Source organism: Desulfoluna sp., from assembly GCF_030145185.1.
In the GTDB taxonomy this organism is placed as follows: domain Bacteria; phylum Desulfobacterota; class Desulfobacteria; order Desulfobacterales; family Desulfolunaceae; genus Desulfoluna.
Genome location: NZ_JAQYWB010000001.1, coordinates 65,970 through 84,180 on the forward strand (window position 1 = coordinate 65,970; position 18,211 = coordinate 84,180).

Annotated in this window: 16 protein-coding genes; 8 read left to right on the plus strand and 8 right to left on the minus strand. The window is 53.2% G+C overall.

Features of this window, described 5'->3' with window-relative positions; genetic code table 11:
* Positions 1-141: 141 nt before the first annotated feature.
* Complete coding sequence (locus Q1Q75_RS00225; protein ID WP_300666785.1) at positions 142-1,743, minus strand: SUMF1/EgtB/PvdO family nonheme iron enzyme; 1,602 nt, start codon at positions 1,741-1,743, stop codon at positions 142-144.
* 39 nt (positions 1,744-1,782) lie between these two features.
* On the minus strand, positions 1,783-2,565 hold the full coding sequence (locus tag Q1Q75_RS00230; protein WP_300666788.1) for a protein phosphatase 2C domain-containing protein: 783 nt from the start codon (positions 2,563-2,565) through the stop codon (positions 1,783-1,785).
* A gap of 361 nt (positions 2,566-2,926) precedes the next feature.
* Here Q1Q75_RS00230 and yjgA point away from each other — a divergent pair, with 361 nt between their 5' ends.
* Positions 2,927-3,436 (plus strand): ribosome biogenesis factor YjgA, encoded by a 510-nt coding sequence (yjgA, locus tag Q1Q75_RS00235; RefSeq protein WP_300666790.1) that lies wholly within the window; start codon positions 2,927-2,929, stop codon positions 3,434-3,436.
* A 318-nt stretch (positions 3,437-3,754) separates the two neighbouring features.
* A complete protein-coding gene (locus Q1Q75_RS00240) occupies positions 3,755-3,955 on the plus strand; it encodes a cold-shock protein (RefSeq protein WP_300666793.1) in 201 nt (66 codons plus the stop codon).
* Positions 3,956-4,072: 117 nt separating this feature from the next.
* On the opposite strand, the gene Q1Q75_RS00245 is transcribed toward Q1Q75_RS00240, so the two are convergent.
* The 4 genes from Q1Q75_RS00245 to murJ form a co-directional block, all read right to left on the minus strand.
* A complete protein-coding gene (locus Q1Q75_RS00245) occupies positions 4,073-4,549 on the minus strand; it encodes a MauE/DoxX family redox-associated membrane protein (protein WP_300666795.1) in 477 nt (158 codons plus the stop codon).
* Positions 4,539-5,045 (minus strand): rhodanese-like domain-containing protein, encoded by a 507-nt coding sequence (locus tag Q1Q75_RS00250; protein WP_300666798.1) that lies wholly within the window; start codon positions 5,043-5,045, stop codon positions 4,539-4,541. The genes Q1Q75_RS00245 and Q1Q75_RS00250 overlap by 11 nt, the downstream gene beginning before the upstream one ends.
* A gap of 232 nt (positions 5,046-5,277) precedes the next feature.
* Complete coding sequence (locus Q1Q75_RS00255) at positions 5,278-5,574, minus strand: septum formation initiator family protein (protein ID WP_300666801.1); 297 nt, start codon at positions 5,572-5,574, stop codon at positions 5,278-5,280.
* On the minus strand, positions 5,558-7,150 hold the full coding sequence (gene murJ / locus Q1Q75_RS00260; protein ID WP_300666804.1) for a murein biosynthesis integral membrane protein MurJ: 1,593 nt from the start codon (positions 7,148-7,150) through the stop codon (positions 5,558-5,560). Before murJ ends, Q1Q75_RS00255 begins: the two co-directional genes overlap by 17 nt.
* Before the next feature lie 562 nt (positions 7,151-7,712).
* On the opposite strand from murJ, the gene rpsT reads away from it, so the two are divergent.
* Complete coding sequence (gene rpsT / locus Q1Q75_RS00265) at positions 7,713-7,976, plus strand: 30S ribosomal protein S20 (RefSeq protein WP_300666807.1); 264 nt, start codon at positions 7,713-7,715, stop codon at positions 7,974-7,976.
* A gap of 191 nt (positions 7,977-8,167) precedes the next feature.
* On the opposite strand, the gene lptE is transcribed toward rpsT, so the two are convergent.
* Entirely contained in the window at positions 8,168-8,686 is a 519-nt protein-coding gene (gene lptE, locus Q1Q75_RS00270; RefSeq protein WP_300666809.1) for an LPS assembly lipoprotein LptE, read from the minus strand.
* A 57-nt stretch (positions 8,687-8,743) separates the two neighbouring features.
* Positions 8,744-11,332, minus strand: coding sequence for a leucine--tRNA ligase (gene leuS / locus Q1Q75_RS00275; RefSeq protein ID WP_300666812.1), 2,589 nt, complete (start codon positions 11,330-11,332; stop codon positions 8,744-8,746).
* Positions 11,333-12,213: 881 nt separating this feature from the next.
* On the opposite strand from leuS, the gene Q1Q75_RS00280 reads away from it, so the two are divergent.
* The 5 genes from Q1Q75_RS00280 (at position 12,214) to ybgF (ending at position 18,190) form a co-directional block, all read left to right on the plus strand.
* Complete coding sequence (locus Q1Q75_RS00280) at positions 12,214-13,674, plus strand: Rne/Rng family ribonuclease (RefSeq protein WP_300666815.1); 1,461 nt, start codon at positions 12,214-12,216, stop codon at positions 13,672-13,674.
* Between the two features lie 280 nt (positions 13,675-13,954).
* Positions 13,955-14,263, plus strand: a complete 309-nt coding sequence (gene yajC, locus Q1Q75_RS00285) for a preprotein translocase subunit YajC (RefSeq protein WP_300666817.1) — start codon at positions 13,955-13,957, stop codon at positions 14,261-14,263.
* 230 nt (positions 14,264-14,493) lie between these two features.
* The gene (gene secD / locus Q1Q75_RS00290; protein ID WP_300666820.1) at positions 14,494-16,098 is read left to right on the plus strand and encodes a protein translocase subunit SecD; all 1,605 of its coding nucleotides are present in this window, start codon (positions 14,494-14,496) and stop codon (positions 16,096-16,098) included.
* 22 nt (positions 16,099-16,120) lie between these two features.
* A complete protein-coding gene (gene secF / locus Q1Q75_RS00295; protein WP_300666823.1) occupies positions 16,121-17,170 on the plus strand; it encodes a protein translocase subunit SecF in 1,050 nt (349 codons plus the stop codon).
* A gap of 249 nt (positions 17,171-17,419) precedes the next feature.
* A complete protein-coding gene (gene ybgF, locus Q1Q75_RS00300) occupies positions 17,420-18,190 on the plus strand; it encodes a tol-pal system protein YbgF (RefSeq protein ID WP_300666826.1) in 771 nt (256 codons plus the stop codon).
* Positions 18,191-18,211: the final 21 nt, after the last annotated feature.

Below are 18,211 nucleotides of genomic sequence, written 5' to 3' on the forward strand. Positions count from 1 at the left end.
TTTATACTTAATGAACAAACGCAGGTAAGTCAACCACTCTCATGGCTCCTTTCCTTTTTATCACGTATTCCTGAGATGTTAAGGGCCACGCAGACCCCTTGCAACCGCCACAAAAAAAGGAGCTCACCGAAGGTGACGGTCCTAGGCCCGCATGGCAATGCGAAAGCCAAGATTGCTGTATCGAAGCCCCTCTTGAACGATTCGCCGGCTCTCCAGTGTGCATTTTTCAGGGGACTGATTCCAGCTGCCCCCACGGATCACTTTTTCCCGCGTCTCCATCCCCCGCCCGTCAAAACAGGTCATGAGTTCACAGCACCACTCCTGGACATTGCCACACATGTCATAGAGCCCATGGGCGTTGGGATTCTTTTCCGCCACAGGGTGTGTGGAAAAATCGCTGTTGCCTAGATGCCAACCCAGGGTGTCCAGATTATCCCCTCCCGCATAAAGGGCCTCTTCATCGCCCCCGAGCGCTGCATAGAGCCACTCCCCTTCACTTGGAATAAAAAAACGCCGTGTGCCCTTGTAAATCTCTGTGAGGCGCCTGCAAAAGGCATCCGCATCCTTCCAGGAGACCATCTCTACGGGCTGATCCGGAATTTTAGGAAAATGAGAGGGGTTTGTGCCCATGAGCTTTCGCCACTGGGCCTGTGTGACCGGATGAATGCCCATATAACAACCAGAGATCTCATCGGACCACAGGTGCTCCGATCTCCGAAGGGTCAAGGTCCCCCCATCGACCCAGTTCATGGTCAGCCCCGTGGCCTGATCCACCCAGACCGAAGGCATCGTGGCCTTCGTCCGAGAGGGCGCTGGCTTAATTTCAGGCGCAGAAACAGGCGAAGACGCGGGTTGGGTGCGTTCTACAGCACCACCGTTCAGGAGCTCTTTCACCTCAGCGAAGGTCCCGGGCCGATCCTCTCGGTCATAAGAGAGACAGCTCACCACCGCTTGAATGATTGACACAGGAAGGTCATCCCGTGAAAAGACCACGCCTGTCTCCTGAACTTTTCGAACCCGGTCGATGAAATCCACCTCCTCGAAGGGAAGGTGGCCTTCACAAAGGTAATAGACCACAAGGCCCAGAGAATAAACACCTGAGATAACATCCGGTTTTTCCCCGCGCAGGATAAGCTCGGGGGCTGACCAGTTGGGGGTAAACTGCGCACCGGCCATAACCGAGGAGACAGAGCTCACCCGTTTAAGCCCCCCAAGATCGCCCATCAACAACTGGCCTTGCTCACCCACCAGAATGTTTGAGGGTTTAAAATCGGTCAAAAGAAAGGCTTCACCGCTGGCCTGGCTCAGCCGATCCATCATGGAAGCCAGGTCCAGGGCATAGGATAAAAGGGTGTCTGCGGCCAGGGGATGTTCTCGCAAAACAAGTTCCTGAAGGTTCTCCCGGCACAGCTCCATAAGGATGACCAGAAAGGCCTGGGCGTACCCACTGGAGATCCGTTTGTCCACAAGATGAAAATCATGAACCGTCACCACATCAGGGCCCTTGACCTTTTCGTAGTAACTGCAGACCGCATGAAAATCCCGAGAAACCTTGGAATCAAGGTCGACATCGTTCCGAAAAAGGGTGGAGCGCTCCACATGAATGGGAACCACCTTCACCGCCCGCTCTTTCAACCTGTCCTTTGCATGATAGACAGACCCATGGATGCCCTGCCCAAGTTCGCCCACAATCTCATAGGTGGGGAGGCACTTCTCTATGATCCCCTTCATTTTATCAAGCATACCCTACCCACACCCCTTCAACAGCAATCAACGATCTCATCATCCCACCACACGCGCAATAATGAAGGTCGTATTGTCCTTCAACGTTTTACGCTTCAATTCCGTTCGCAATCGGGCCACGCCAGTGATGGGACGTGGACCCAGGACGGTCTCCATCACCTGATCTTCAATCAAATCGGTCACCCCGTCACTGCACAGAATAAAGGTGTCCTCCGGTTGGACCTGAAAAACTTTATAATGAACGGCCGTATGCCCCCATAGTTCACTGAAAGCCGAACCGACGCCAAAACTGACCACATTGCGGTAGGGATGCGTGAAGGCCTCTGATTCTGAGAGTGCCCCTTTGTCTACCAATCCCTGAACATAGGAATGATCGTGAGAGCATCTCTCGAGCTCCCCGGCCCGCATCCGATACACCCTGCTGTCACCCGCATTGAACACAATGGCCTGGTGTTTCGTCAACACCACACCGGCGATCGTGGTGCCGCTGTTCAAGGGAAGCTCACCTTCGGCGGCCGTCTGAATCATATTAAGCAGGATATCGATCCCTTCGCGCGACAAGGTCTGGGCACTGAAAGACCGATTGAATTCATCCAAAACAAACCGGCTGCAGATATCTCCAGCAGCGTGACCGCCCATCCCATCGCAGACACAAAAGGTCAGATACTCGCCCTCATCTTCCGCGTCCAAGGCCAGGCTGGCCTGCTGATATATTCGTGTTCCCACCAGGACCGCATCTTCCTGGCCACCCCTGGGGCCGATATCCATGATGGTTCGGGCCTCCACCTTTACCCTGTTTTTTAATCGGCTATCCCGGCTCATTGAAAGCCCCTTTCATAAATAATAAGGTCGTCCGCATCGACCGATGTTCTGCTGTTCAGACAAAGGAGGTCACCCCTTAACAGCAGACAAACGACGGCAACATGAATCATCTTATGCTGTGATTCTTTTCGCAATGTGCATCACACGTCAATGCACCGCCACGCCACACCCAAGGAAAAACATCGGTGATGGCAAGCCCATCGTTTTTGATGGAATTTTAACCGGAGATATGCCACTATGACGCCAAATGGACAGTGACAGGCCAGGACTCAAGACGGACTGAGTTTACAACGCTCACCCCGTGCAACGCACGGTTGGCCTTATATATAAGATCATCATGGGAAATGTGGCAAGAACTATTATGAATACAGAAAACAGTTCCGATATCTACAAAAGCAGGACTCAAATTAAGAAAGAGTCCGAAGAACTTCAGAAACTCGGTGAACGCCTGACCAAACTCTCCCCTGGCCAGCTGAAAAACATCGACCTTTCGGACGAACTGCGCACGGCCATCACGGATGCCCGGCAGATCTCCGCCCGCAAAGCCGCACTGCGAAACCGTCAATTCATCGGAGCGTTGATGCGTCACTGTGACCCCGACCCCATACGGGAGGCTCTTAACCGCCTGGATGCAGGGCTGTCCCTGACCACAAAACCCCAAAAAATATCCCCCGCCGTCGCAACCTGGGTCGAAGCGATCCTTGAAAGCGATGACGGCGTCGAGTCATTCCTCGCCGAGTACCCTTCCGGTGACCGCCAACGAGTCCGCATGCTGAAGCGAAATGCCCTCAAAAAAAGGAGCAGCGCGCCCACAGGGAAGGAAATCAAAGCCCTGACCGCCTGCGTCCAGGAAGTTATTGCCCAATCATAGAGAGGGCCCCATCAACCCAAAGCATCCCTGCGGAGTAAACCATGCTCCGCAGCCGCTGACCCTAACCCTTCAGCATATGGACATATTTCCAAATATTAGACTACTTGTCAAATTTTCATCCCGCCTTGTCAATCCCCCAAAAATGAGCCTTCATCAAAAAAATCTATTGTCAAGACCTCCTCTTCATGGTTATTTAGAAGTAATTAATTTATTACCTACACCAAACGAGTCATAGGTAATCTTCGCAGCACACAACCACCAGGCGCACCCCCAAAGCATGGCCCTTGCATGATGTATACTTAAAAAGGAGATTTGGTTTTGGCTACTGGAAAAGTAAAGTGGTTCAGCGACAAGAAGGGATTCGGATTTATTGAATTAGATGGCGGTTCAGACGTCTTTGTTCACTTCTCTGAAATTACCATGGAAGGCTTTAAAACCTTGGCAGAAGGCGACCTCGTTGATTTTGAAATTATTGAAACAGACAGAGGCCCCAGCGCCCGCAATGTGATCAAGGCCTGATTCACGTCACCGTTCCATGACGGCGTCCCTTTAAAAAAGGCCCACAGGCCGTCTATATAGATCTGGCCATCTACAAATGATCGGCGGCACCGGGGAACCCCGCCGCCGATCCGACCGTCACTCCCCTCCAGCAGAAAGACAAAATCGTCGTCGTCCCCTCCCTTTAAAAAAGATCACCCCCAAGGCAGGCACCAGCATGGCCAAATCGCGCCATACCGTTCCCCACCCTGTGACGCCCTCCCCGGCTCCATAGCACCCGCAATCAAAGGTGTACCCCCGGGAAATATTGAAAACAAGAGCCGTTATAAAGAGAAAAAGCAGCCCCGCAATGACTCTGGCCGATGACGCAGGCCACACACCCAGCAGAAGAGCCCCCCCGGCAAACGACTCCACCCAGGGCAAAACAATGGCCATCAAATTGACCATCTCACCAGGAAGAATCCCATAGCCGAAGATGGTCTTAGCGAAACCCGAAGGGTCGATGATCTTCTGCACACCGGCGTAAAGAAAAATAGCGCCGAGGACCCAGCGCGAAATCAACTCCAGAGCCCCCCACACTTCGGTCCTGAACCCTGTCATCACATCATCTTTCATCCGTCCCCCCATCCACCGGCAAACCGGCCGCCATCCAGGCTGGCAATCCATCGGCAAAAATGCGTACATGGACATACCCCTCCTCTTTAAGCATTGCGGCAAGGCGATGGCTCTCATCGCAGAAACGCCCAGAGCAGTATGTCACAAAAGGAGTCTCAGGAGGATAGGCGTCGATAAAATCGAAAAAAAGCGCGTCAAAATCATAGACAGAAAAAGAGACCGCCCCTTTGATATGGCCTTCCGAATAACTCTGAGCAGCCCGGGCATCGAGAAACACCGCCCCCTTCGCCCAGAGAACCTGTGCCTCTTCAACGGTCTGAACGGTGAGGTCTGCTTCGTCATCTTCCGGTGCCGGTGTCACCACGCCCACCTCTGTGTCCCACTGCCCAAAAAGGGGGAGCCCCCAAGGAGCGAGAGCATTCCACACCAGCGCCACGCCAGCCGAAACCCCCACCAGCAGGGCCATTCTCATCAGATATCGAACGCCCGATTTCATTGGACGCCCCCACGACGGGCGTGCCTGCACACCACAGCCCACTCCTTTATCAAGACATCGAGAGCGCCTCTTTTCTTTTCGGTTGCAAGACATTGAGCCTTTTCCAGCCCACGTAAAAGCCCCGGGTCATCCGGGGAATGACGAAGGAGCAATGCATAGGCATCACGGGCCTCCGTCCCATACCCCTGCACCAAATAAAGATCGGCAAGGGATCGAGTCGTAACAGGTACTCTCACTGTGCAACATCCTTTCCATGAAATTTCACGACAATTTCATCTTTGGCCACCATACCCAGCTCCTTGCGTGCAATATATTCCAAATACGCCGGATCGTTTTTCAATCGCCGAATCTCTTCCCCCAGCTGACGATTTTCCTGGGCAATGGTCACATTCATTGCCTGCCGATCCACAAGCTCTTTTTGCCTCTCTTTGAGGTCCAGAAACCCCCATCGCATAAACACCAATGGCACCAGCAACAAAATCAGCACCAGGGCAAAGCCCCCACAGACGATCTTAACTCTCCCTTCCACCGTGCCCCCTTCTCCGATTGACGATCCGTTGAACAGCTGAAAGTTCAGGGCTCTTCACCATCCAGGCGACCCCCCCGTAACTCACCACCCCCGCCATCACACCAAAGGCCGTGGAAATTGCCGCCGTCATGAAGGTATACCCCCCATCAGGCATCAAAAAAACAAGGCCCTGCCACACGATCCCTCCCATCACAAGCGAGGCAGCACCACTCTTTCCCACAGAAACAAAAATGAGTTTATAGTTTAAATGAACCATTCCCCGTTTGACCAGCAGAAACAATAGAAGAAGGAAATTGGCGATAGAGGAAAGGGAGACTGCCAGGGCCAAGCCCCGATGCGCCATGGGTCCCATGAGCAAAAAGCTTAAAACAACATTAAGCAAAATAGCCACCACGGCAACCTGAACCGGCGTTCGGGTATCTTTAAAGGCATAATAAAGAGGGACGGTCACCCGCACGCAGGAGATCGCCCACAGCCCCACCGCATAAAATAAAAGGGCATCGGCCGTCAGAGAAACCGCCGCGGAATCAAAGGCCCCACGCCCGAACAGGAGGGCCACTAAAGGCTCCCTCAGCACCACCAGCCCCACCATGGCGGGAAGGGTGATAAACAGAGTAAATCGCAATCCAAAGCTGAAGGTTTCCGCCACACCGTCCAGGTCCCCTGCGGCCATCTGCCGTGAGAGCGACGGGAGAACAGCCGTTCCGATGGAGATGGCAAAAATACCCAGGGGAAACTGCACCAGGCGATCCGCATAATAGAGCCCGGTAATGCTCCCCGTATCGAGAAGCGAGGCGAGCATGGTGCCGATGAACATATTCACCTGGTACACCGCCGCGCCGAAAACCGCCGGGAGCATCAGACGTCCAACGGTCGCAAGGGCCGGATGCCAGAGAGGACCGGGTTTAAAAAAATAAAAGCCCCGACGCCACAAGGCTGGAATCTGCATGCCCAGCTGCAGCACCCCTCCCAGGAGCACCCCCCAAGCGAGGATGGTCACCCGTATCGTCCCATCGGAGGTAATCATCCCCCCCACCACCAACGAAGCGATCATCGCAATATTCAGGGCCACCGGCGCCAGCGCAGGTGCAGCAAAATGGCCGAGCACATTCAAGATCCCCATGCAGAGAGCCACAAGACAAATAAAAAACACATAGGGAAACATGATCCGCGTCAGATGCACGGTCAGCTCATACTGCCAGGGATCCCCCTTGAACCCTGTGGCAATGGCTGAGACAATCCCAGGGGACGCCAAAACCCCTGCCACGGCCACCAGCGCCAAAATTAAAGAGAGAAGGCGCAAGGCAGCCCCCGCCATCCGAAAGGCCTCTGCCTGGCCATCACGGCCCAAGGTTTCCGTAAACACGGGGACAAAAGAGATACTTAAGGAGCCCTCGGCGAAGAGGCGCCTCAACATATTGGGAATGCGAAATGCGGCGATAAACGCATCCGCAAGGGGCCCGGCACCAAAATAATAAGCCGTCACCATGTCTCTCACGTAACCGAAGATCCGGCTGAGCAGCGTGGCGCTGCCCACAATACCCGCAGCACGGGTAACATTTCCTTTTTCCGACATAAATTCCGATCCGGCTTTAAATAATTAAGGACAGTTCCATACAGAGTCGCTATGCCTCCATGGCCTTGCTTATCCTTTAGTCTAACGCCCTTCCAATGGCAACCCCTTTGAAGCCCTGCGCAGGCCGCGCCACACCCCCTTTCGAAGACGCAGGGAGATTCCGGCCGGCGGCACCCCCTTTACATCACGCATCATCGACTTTTTCCCTTGACACCAACCATCAAACACTATAATTTTACCAAGTTAAATTATTGTTGGTTCCATAACCCATGGACAGGAAAGGACATTCCTCCCTTTCCCCCATGAGAACGATGGAGATGATCAGGTCTTTGGAGTCGTTTTTGCGACGCGCTCTCCAAAAAAATGCCTGAATTGTCGTTAAAACCGTTAGAATATACAATTCATTTACGGGTGGACTCTTTTTTCCACCGGCACGTTTACCGCCGGAAACACGGCTCTTAATCTGAGGGTTGTCCAATCAGGGGGTAAGCACGCGGCTTGCCGGAACAAAAAAGATATTTCCCCGTTAAAAAAAATTTCGATGTTAAAAGGAGTTAAGTCCTTGGCTAATCACAAATCGGCAAAAAAAAGAGCAATCCAGAACGAAAAAAAACGTATCAGCAACACGGCTGTAAAAACCCGCATGAAGAACGCCGTTAAAGCTGTGCGTTCCGCTGAAGCCGAAAAGGCTGAAAATATGGTGGATGTTCTTACTACAGCAACATCTGTGATCGATATCGCCGCCAAGAAAGGCGTCATTCACAGCAACACAGCCGCACGCAAAATTTCTCGTCTGACAAAACTCGTCAACGCAGTCCAAGCTTAATTAACTGATTGTGGCCGTATCGGCACGTGTCGCACCGTAAGCGATTCCACCCGATCCCGGCCCATCGCAGTTCCTTGCGATTCAGTTTTGTCTTACAATAAAAAGGCCCTCCGGTAGCACTCGCGAGATACCGGAAGGCCTTTTTTGCGTTCTGCTTTTCTTCCCTATGTCACAGGGCACCTGAAGGCCGCCTAAAACCTCTGGGTTAATCCCGCCCAGATGTTCTCCGCAAGATCATCAGCCGCCAGCTCCAGAGCCGCGCTGCGAGCCGCCGTGGAATCCATACCCGGCGTCACGCTGTAGGTCTCGGTTCCCGTCACCGACGTCCCCCTCCAGATTACCGCCCCCTCATCACCAGCCAATCGGAACGACGCCGTAATGGTCACCCGCTCCTCAATCCCATCACCGTCACTGTTTCTGGTGATGGTCGATGCAGAGACCGACAAAATTTCACCGTCAAGCACACCCGCATCGCCCGTACACCCCACCGCAGCATCCGACCCCGCGGCAATGGCCTCGGACACGACCGAACTCGCTACCCTGGGCGCAAGGCGCACATCCGAGGACCGGTTCCCTGGAACCGCCACACAAAGGCGACTCACCCCGTCCGGCAGGGAACCGCTCCCTGCAAAATGGTATCCGCAACCCGAAACAGTCGCCGTCACCAGCACCGCAGAGACAAATGCTCTCCATGCAAACAGCCTTCTCATGGACACACCTCGTTGGGTCGGGCCGCCCCCCTGACACGAAGGGCAGCCACCCATGAATTAAACCACAATATTAACCAGTTTTCCGGGCACCACGATCACCTTACGGATCTCTTTACCCTCGATAAACTTCTGAACAGCCTCATCAGCCAGGGCCATCGCCTGCACCTCATCTTTCGAGAGACCGACCGATACCTGAAACTTACTCCGAAGCTTACCGTTCACCTGAACCACAATGAGCACCTCATCTGAGACAAGGGCATCCTCACGATACTCAGGCCAGGGCTGATCCATCAGGAGTCCCCTGCCCGACAGTTTTTCCCACAACTCTTCGGTGAAATGCGGCGCCACAGGATTAAGAAGGAGAAGCACCGTTTCAGCGGCCCGCTTCATCACTGAGTCCTCCAAAGAGGCCTCACCGTCTATGGCATACATGCTGTTAACCAACTCCATCACAGCACTGATGGCCGTGTTGAAATGAAATTTCCCCTCGACATCATCCGTCACCTTTTTAATGGTGGCGTTAATTTTGGTGTAGAGTTCGCGACTCTTCCCTTTGAGATCTCCGGACGGTCCCGCGTAGGCGTCAACACCGGCAAAGCGATCGCGGTTGTTTGAGATAATCCGCCAGACCCGACCGATAAACTTAAAGCACCCTTCCACGCCCTCATCGTTCCACTCCAGATCTTTTTCCGGAGGCGCCGCAAAAAGACAGAACAGGCGGGTGGTATCCGCACCGTACCGGCCCAGCAGAATATTCGGATCAATGACGTTTTTCTTGGATTTGGACATCTTGATCACCCGCCCGACGTCCACCGAGGAGCCGCACAGCTTGCAGGTCACCGCGCCGTCATTCGATTTTTCCGTGTCGGCAGGCAAGACCCATTTGTGATTGGGGCACGAAAGCGTCTCTTTGGTCACCATCCCCTGGGTAAGAAGCCGGGAAAAGGGCTCTGAAAAGTCAACAAGACCCATATCACGCATCACGCGGGTGAAGTAACGGGAATAAAGGAGGTGCAGGATGGCATGTTCCACCCCGCCGATGTACTGATCAACGGGCATCCAATAAGCCACCCTCTCCTTGTCCACCATCCCTTCGGTGTAATCGGGGCAGCAGTAGCGTGCATAGTACCAGGACGACTCCACAAAGGTGTCCATGGTGTCGGTATCACGACGCGCCTCGGTGTTTCCGCACTTGGGACAGGTGGTCCTTTTAAAATAATCAAGGGTGCCCAGGGGAGACCCGCCGGACTCAAGAAGCTGGGCATCTTCCGGCAGTACAATCGGAAGATCCTCTTCAGGAACCGGAACAGCCCCACATGTATCACAGTGAATCATGGGGATGGGTGTCCCCCAATAGCGCTGACGGGAAACCCCCCAGTCTCTCAACCGGAAGGAGATCGTCTTTTTCCCAATGCTCCGATCCTCCAGAAAGTCGGTGATCGCCTCTTTGGCGGCCACGTTTTCCATCCCGTCAAAGCTGCCAGAGCTTACCATCACGCCGGCGCCTGTGTACGCCTCTGCCATGGTGGCGCCATCCAGGGTCTCCCCCTCGGGGCAGACCACGACCTTCACGTCCAGCCCATACTTACGGGCAAAATCAAAGTCCCGCTGATCATGGGGAGGCACAGACATTACGGCACCGGTGCCGTATTCCATCAAGGCAAAGTTGGCGGCATAGATGGGCATACGGCAGCCCGTCAGGGGGTTCAGGCAATACGCCCCGATAAAAGCCCCTTCCTTTTCATAGTTCTCGATCGCCTTGCTGGAGCGTTCCTGCTTCAAAATCCGCTCCAGGAATTCAGAAACAGCCCCCTCCTGCTCGGTCCCCTTTGACAAGGAGGCAACCATGGGATGTTCCGGAGCCAGACACATAAAGGTGGCGCCGAACAGAGTGTCGGGACGCGTGGTAAAGACAGAAAGGGGCTCATCGCACCCCTCCACCTCAAAGGTCACCTCGGAGCCTACGCTCTTGCCGATCCAGTTCTTCTGCATGGTGGTGACACTGTCGGGCCACCCGCCCAGCTGGTCGCAATGCACGAGAAGATCTTCGGCGTAATCGGTGATCCGGAAGAACCACTGCCAGAGCTTCTTCTGCTGAACAGCCTCTCCGCATCGCCAGCAGCAATCGTTTTCAACCTGCTCGTTGGCCAGAACCGTGTGGCAGGACTCACACCAGTTGACATACGATTCCTTGCGGTAGGCCATCCCCTTTTCTACCATTTTTAAAAAGAGCCACTGCTCCCATCGGTAATATTCAGGGGTGCAGGTGGCGATCTCTCGATCCCAGTCGTAACTCAACCCGATCCGCTTGAGCTGGCTTCGCATGGTGTCGATGTTGGCATAGGTCCACGCCGCGGGGTGGGTATTGTTTTCAATGGCGGCGTTCTCAGCGGGCATGCCAAAGGCATCCCATCCCATGGGGTGCAGCACATTGAAGCCTCGCATTTTTTTATACCGGGCGACCACATCGCCGATGGTATAGTTGCGAACATGGCCCATATGAATATTGCCCGACGGGTATGGAAACATCTCCAGCAGGTAATATTTCTCTTTTTCGGGGTCTTCGACCACCCGAAACGAGCCCTCATCGGCCCATCTCTGCTGCCACTTGGACTCTATCGAGTCCGGGAGATACTTATCTTCCATTATATTTTAAACCTCCAGTGCGTATGATATTGCATATGGATTCAGAATCGTAGACACAAAGACCCTGACAAACGCGAATACGTCAAACAAATTTAAATGCCATAATCATAGATAAATGGCAAGCAAAAGGCCCGCCACACAGCCGACTCAAAGATCTTGAAACCCGAAAAGCCAAAGATTGACGCCCCCGCAGGAGGCGAGGATTAATATTGACTTGCCTCTGACAATCCCCTATTTAATGAGAACAAATGTAAACGCTGCATATGGGATTGAGTTTATCGGGACACACTGAAATATTTATTTTCATACGTTGCCCCAACCTTATGCAGTAAACGACGGCTGTGAAAAGAACACTGGATTTCGAAACGGTCGAAGTCCCTTTTGCAAGACGGTTTTCATTGAAAAAAATCGTCTCCATCAATTTCGCGTCTTTTCACAAAATCATGATGCCACCGTCTTGAGTAAATACCCGGCCCATGGGTTCGTTAAGCGACAACGCTCCCATACTACCCGCGACAAAGCAGGGGGGATCGGGGACTGCTGCGCTGGCCATCATACAAATCACAACAACCGGATCAGATACATCCACCGGAGAATCAACTGCCCACCGTTTCGTTTTCGGTTTTTTCCGACCATGGAACCCACCCAAGTCATCGGTGTTGCAGCTCCGGCATGATGTTGCTACCCGCGACAGACCCATCCCCGCCCGTTCCACCACCAGACGCAATGGAGGAAACACAGGATGGAGGCTGTCAGCTGCTTCAAGGGCCCCCTATGCTTGGCATATTTGCTGCGCAACCCATATTCCCATCGCAGAGCCCTGCCGGGTATCGCTCCATCTTACGATCCACCCACACGTTCGCCAAGGACAACACACCACTATGACAAGTAAAATTCTCATTAACTCGGTGGATCCGGAAGAATGCCGGATCGCCAAAGTCACCAATTCACGCCTTGAAGAATTTCACCTGGAGACCACCTCCCGCGAGAGCATCCAGGGTAACATCTACAAAGCGGTCGTTACACGTGTTGAACCCAGCCTTCAGGCCGTTTTCGTTGATTTCGGAAGTGAAAAAAACGGATTTCTCCAAAAACAGGAAATTCACAACTCCTATTTCCAGCAAACCGGAGAGCACGAAAAAAACCTCACACGCCTTATCAAACGTGGCCAGGAACTCATTGTACAGGTCTCCAAGAACCCCATCATGAACAAAGGGGCCATGCTCACCACCTTTATCTCCATGCCGGGCCGCCATGCGGTTCTCATGCCCGGCAGCAGCAACCGAGGGGTTTCTCGTCAGATTGAAGACGAAAAAGAGCGCACCCGTCTCAAAGATATCATCGCGAAATTAAAACTGGCCGACGGCTACGGCCTGATTGTCCGCACCGCCGGAGAAAACTGCAACAAAACCATGATCTCCAAGGACGTTACCTACCTCACCAAGGTGTGGAAAGACCTGAACAAGCAGGCCGTAAACACCCCGGGCCCTGCCCTCCTTTTTAAAGAGAAAAATCTGGCGGTCCGAGCCATCCGGGATTACCTCACCGACGACGTCTCTGAAATTCTGGTGGACAACCCGGACGCGTTTCAGGAGATCAAGGAGTTTATCCGTCTCATCGCGCCCAAGCACGTGAAGCTGACCAAACTCTACACCGGCGACAAGCCCATCTTCACCAAGCATCAGCTGGAAAACCAGATCTCCTCCATCTTTGAAAGCCGCGTCACCCTGAACTCCGGCGGATCTATCGTCATTGATCAGACCGAAGCCCTCGTGGCCATTGACGTCAACTCCGGCAAAGGCACCCAGAAAAAGAACATTGAGCAAACCGCGCTCATGACCAACCTGGAAGCCGCCGAAGAGGCTGCCCGCCAGCTTCGACTGCGCGACCTGGGCGGCCTTATCGTCATCGACTTCATCGATATGAAGGAGCCGAAAAACAGAAGCGCCGTAGAGACAACCCTCAAAGATAACTTGAAATCCGATAAAGCGCGCACCAAAGTCGGCCGCATCTCACGTTTCGGACTTCTGGAGATGTCCCGCCAGAGGATTCGGCCTTCCATTGAATTTGGAAGCATGGTGCCCTGTCGCCACTGCAAGGGCAAAGGGATGATTCTCTCCACAGAAAACGTCGCCCTTGCCTTTTTGCGAAAACTCAGCCTTGAAACCCTGAAAGACGGTATTACAACAGCCAATGGCCACGTCCCCCTTGATGTGGCGGTCTACCTGCTCAATAAAAAACGTGCAGAAATACTCGACATTGAGATCAAGCGCAGCATTTCCATCACCATTGAGGGTGACTCCTCACTGGTCCACGGAGAGAGCCGAATTGTCTGTGAGTAAGGCCTTGCGGAAGCGAGGTTAGAAGGCCCATTTATGTTGACACCCAAGGCTCTTTTACTGTATCTGTTGAGCAGTTTGCGTCACTCTGGGCAAACAATGAATCAGGCAGTACATTCAGACGAATAAAACACCCATCCCTTTCCTTGTCACGAAAGGGATGGATACAAAGAAAAACAGACACATGTAATCACGTGCACTGCCTGTGCAACGCACAGGCATGCAGGGGCTTTACAAAAAAGCCCTCATACCCAACCCCTTTGATCCATATAAAAGGAGTATCATGTTGATCAGCACCGCATACGCCATGGGAACCCAAGGTGGCGCAGCAGGCCAGCAGGGTGGTTTCACCGCCTTTGTTCCTCTCATTTTGATGTTTGTCATTTTTTATTTTCTCCTGATCCGTCCCCAGCAAAAAAAAGCGAAGGCGCACCAGGCGATGATCAGCGCCATAAAAAAGGGCGACAAAGTGGTCACCTCCGGTGGGATCCATGGCGTCATCGTCAAAGTAGATGATGCCACGGTTACCCTTGAAATTGCCGAAAAGGTGAACATCAAGGTGATCAGAGCCAACATCACCGTCAAAATCTAATCCAGTCTTCGGCGTGGATCTGATTTTTCCCCATAGCGAATAAAAAGCACATAAGGTGCCACGTGCGTCTTGTGTGCTTTTATATTCTTCTTTCGTACGAACAGCTTTTACCAGAGTGAGCACCCGGGGAACAGTGAGTTCTGCGTCACTAACCGCTTCAAGACCCTATTCTGGCCTTGAGCATGTTCCCACGCACTCACCAACACCCACCGGGCTGAGAGGAAGCACCATTGAAGAATCTATCCTGGAGACTGATAGCGGTTCTTGTGGTTATCATCATGGCTGTCGTGTTTATTCTTCCCACGGCTAGCATGTATCTTAAAGGCACAAATGAGCCCGAGATGTGGCCCCACAAAAAGATCAATTTGGGACTGGACCTGCAGGGAGGCATGCACCTGGTCCTGGAAGTCCAGACCGAAAAAGCCGTTGAAAATGCCATGGCCTTGAAAATATCTGACATTCGCCAGGCCCTGCGCAAAAACACGATAAAAAACAGGGGCGTTGCGCCGATAGACCAGAGCTCAAAGCTCAATGTCAAACTCCTCTCACCGGATGATCTCCCGACGTTTAAAGGCATTATAGCCGACGACTTCTCCGACCTGGACGTGGCCTCCTCCGTTGAATCTGCAGGAATAACTGTGGTCACCCTCGTGATGAAAACCGCCGAGGCAGAGCGTGTTAAAAAGTTTGCTGCGGACCAGGCCCTTGAAACCATCCGCAACCGAATTGACGAATTCGGTGTCAGTGAACCCGACATCCGCAAGCAGGGAGAGAATCGTATTCTCATTCAGCTTCCCGGGATTACAGATACCAAAAGCGCCAAAGACCTTATCGGCAAAACGGCGACCCTTCAGTTTCGCCTCGTGGATGAAGACGGCGACGTCCGCGCGGCCCTTGCATCCCACGCTCCGGCTGGAAGTGAACTGCTGAACCTGGTACGCAAAGACCCCGCCACCGGCGCGGAGTCCACCACGCCCATGCTGATTAAAAAGCGCGTGCTTCTTACCGGCGACTCCCTGACCGATGCACGGGTTCTTTTTGACAACATGGCCAATGAGCCCTACGTCTCCATTGAATTCGATCGCAAAGGCGGCCATATCTTCAGCAAGGTCACCGGAGCCAACGTTAACCGGCGCCTCGCTATTGTCCTGGATGACACCGTCTACTCGGCTCCGGTCATCCGCGATCAGATCTCCGGTGGACACGCCCAGATCACCGGTGGCTTTGCCATGGAGGAAGCCAGAGTCCTGGCCATCGCCTTACGCGCCGGCGCCCTGCCTGCTCCCGTTAAGATCCTGGAAGAACGTACCGTAGGTCCCACACTGGGGGCCGACTCCATCCGCAAGGGTGTCTGGTCCATGATCATCGGCGGCCTGGCCGTCATTTTCTTCATGGTGATCTATTACAATGGTTCAGGCCTCATTGCTGATTTAGCCCTGACTCTCAACGTGCTGCTCATTGCCGCCGGTCTCGCCGCCTTCCAGGCCACCTTGACCCTGCCGGGGATCGCCGGCATCATCCTGACCATCGGGATGGCGGTGGATGCCAACGTGCTCATCTTTGAAAGAATACGCGAAGAGCTCAACCTCGGACAAAGTCCGATGGCCGCCGTAGAGGCGGGTTTTGACAAAGCGACCATCACCATCCTGGACGCCAACGTCACCACGCTTATTGCAGCCATGGTTCTATTCCAATTCGGCTCCGGCCCCGTGAAAGGCTTTGCCGTAACCCTCGGCATCGGTATCCTCTCCAGCCTCTTTACGGCCCTTATGGTGTCAAGACTGCTGTTTGATACCATCTTGCGTAAGGCGAACGTGAAAACCCTGAGCATTTAGCCCTTAGTGAGGACAATTTCATATGCAGTTTATCAAAGAGACCAAGATTAACTTCACCGGCGTCAAGAAGATCGCGTTTTGCATCTCTCTGACCCTGATCGCTATCAGCATTCTTTCCCTGGCTATCCACAAGGGGCCTCGCTACGGCGTTGACTTCTCAGGCGGCAGTTCGGTACAGGTGAAATTTGAAGGGACCGTTGACATTGCATCCGTAAAAAAAGGGCTGAAGCCCGCCGGCCTTGACGGCGCCTCAGTCCAGCAATTCGGAAGCAAAAACGACAACGAATTTCAGATTCGCACCAAACAGGCGTTCATGTCAGACAGCAACTTTGCCCCGAAGGTCAAACGTGCCCTGACAGACAGCACCGGAGTCAACGTCAAAGACCTGAGCCTTGACATGGTAGGGCCCCAGGTAAGTCAGGATCTACGGCAGAAGGCTCTTTTAGCCATGTTCTACGCCCTGCTGTTCATTATCATCTACATCTCAGGGCGCTTTGAACTGAAATGGGGTATCTCCGGACTTCTGGCCGCTATTCTGGGCGGTGCTGTTTACGGGATGACCCAGCTTCAATCCATCGCCTTTTTCAGTACAGGCATGCCCTTTCTCATCGTCTTCGCGCTGCTAATCAGCATTTTTTTCTGCTGGTATCTGGAGCTCAAATTCGCCATGGGAGCGATTATCGCCCTCGTCCACGATATCACCATCACGGTGGGGATTTTCTCTCTACTCAATATTGAGTTTACCCTGCCTATCATCGCGGCGCTCCTGACCATTATCGGCTACTCCCTCAACGACACCATCATCGTCTTTGATCGAATCCGAGAGAACCACAAAAGGCATCCCAAGAAATCGTTGGACTTTATCATCAACCGAAGTGTCAACGAAACCCTGAGCCGTACCATCCTGACCTCCCTGACCACCCTCGTGGTGGTGGTGGCACTCTTTGTACTGGGGGGCGGGGTCATCCATGACTTTGCCTTTGCCATGATTATCGGCGTCGTCACAGGAACCTATTCCTCCATTTACGTTGCCAGCCCCGTTCTTCTGGCATGGCAAAAAACCGAAGAATAAGCATCACGTTGAATTGCCCGTTGCCCGTCGGCTGGACCTTTCCGGTCGACGGGCATCTCTTCTGTTCTCCACCTCTCTCCCCCTTTTCTTTTTGCTTTACATTCCCCAAGCCGTTCTGTTAACTTTTTCAAGCGCCGTTTTCCCTCAGGCATCGCCGTCCAAAATCGATGAAAGGGGTCGCGACCAAAAGCGCTTTATGACAGCCTCTATTCACCACCCCCCATTTATTCCGACAGGAGTTTGACCACCATGACGAAGGCAACGGCCAAGAGAAGAAATAGAATCCCCCGAGCAACAGCAGCAATAGCTCTCATGATGATTCTTCTCTTCACACCCGCGTGCAAGACGGTTCAACAAAGACGGGGTCCGGGCACCGCCACGCTCTCTCGCGAATTGGAAGAGACCCGTCGGAAAATAAATGAAATGCATCATCGACTCTCCGTGATGCAATTTATGGTGGACAGTCACGAGCGTGCCATTTCGGATCTGGAACGACAGACAACCGCGTCGCCGTCCGCCCCAACCATGCCCCCCGCCCCGACGACGAAAGCACAGCGAATCGCCGAGGAGCCGCTAAAAAAGACGCCAGCACAAGTCAAAAAGCCCCTCGTCGTTAAGAAAAAAAAATCAGGAAAACCCACGCTTGCCCACCAGACGTATACCCAGGCCTTTGCCGCCATGAAAAAGAAAAACTATGCAAAAGCCCTCGTCCTCTTTCGTGAGGTCGCGGAAAAATGGCCCAATGACAATTTGGCCGATAATGCCATTTACTGGTCGGGAGAAATCCACTATACTGAAAAAAATTATTCGGACGCAATCAGTGCCTTCCGAACACTCCTGAATAAATACCCCAAAGGCAGCAAAGCCCCTGATGCCCTGCTTAAAACAGGTTATTCATTCCTTTCCCTGAATGATAAGGAATCCGCCCGTACGTATCTGAAACGGGTGGTCATGGAGCATCCGTTCACCACCTCGGGTGCCAAGGCGGAGAAAGTACTCAACTCCCTGGACGATAATTAAGACAGCTCAATTCGGACCTGA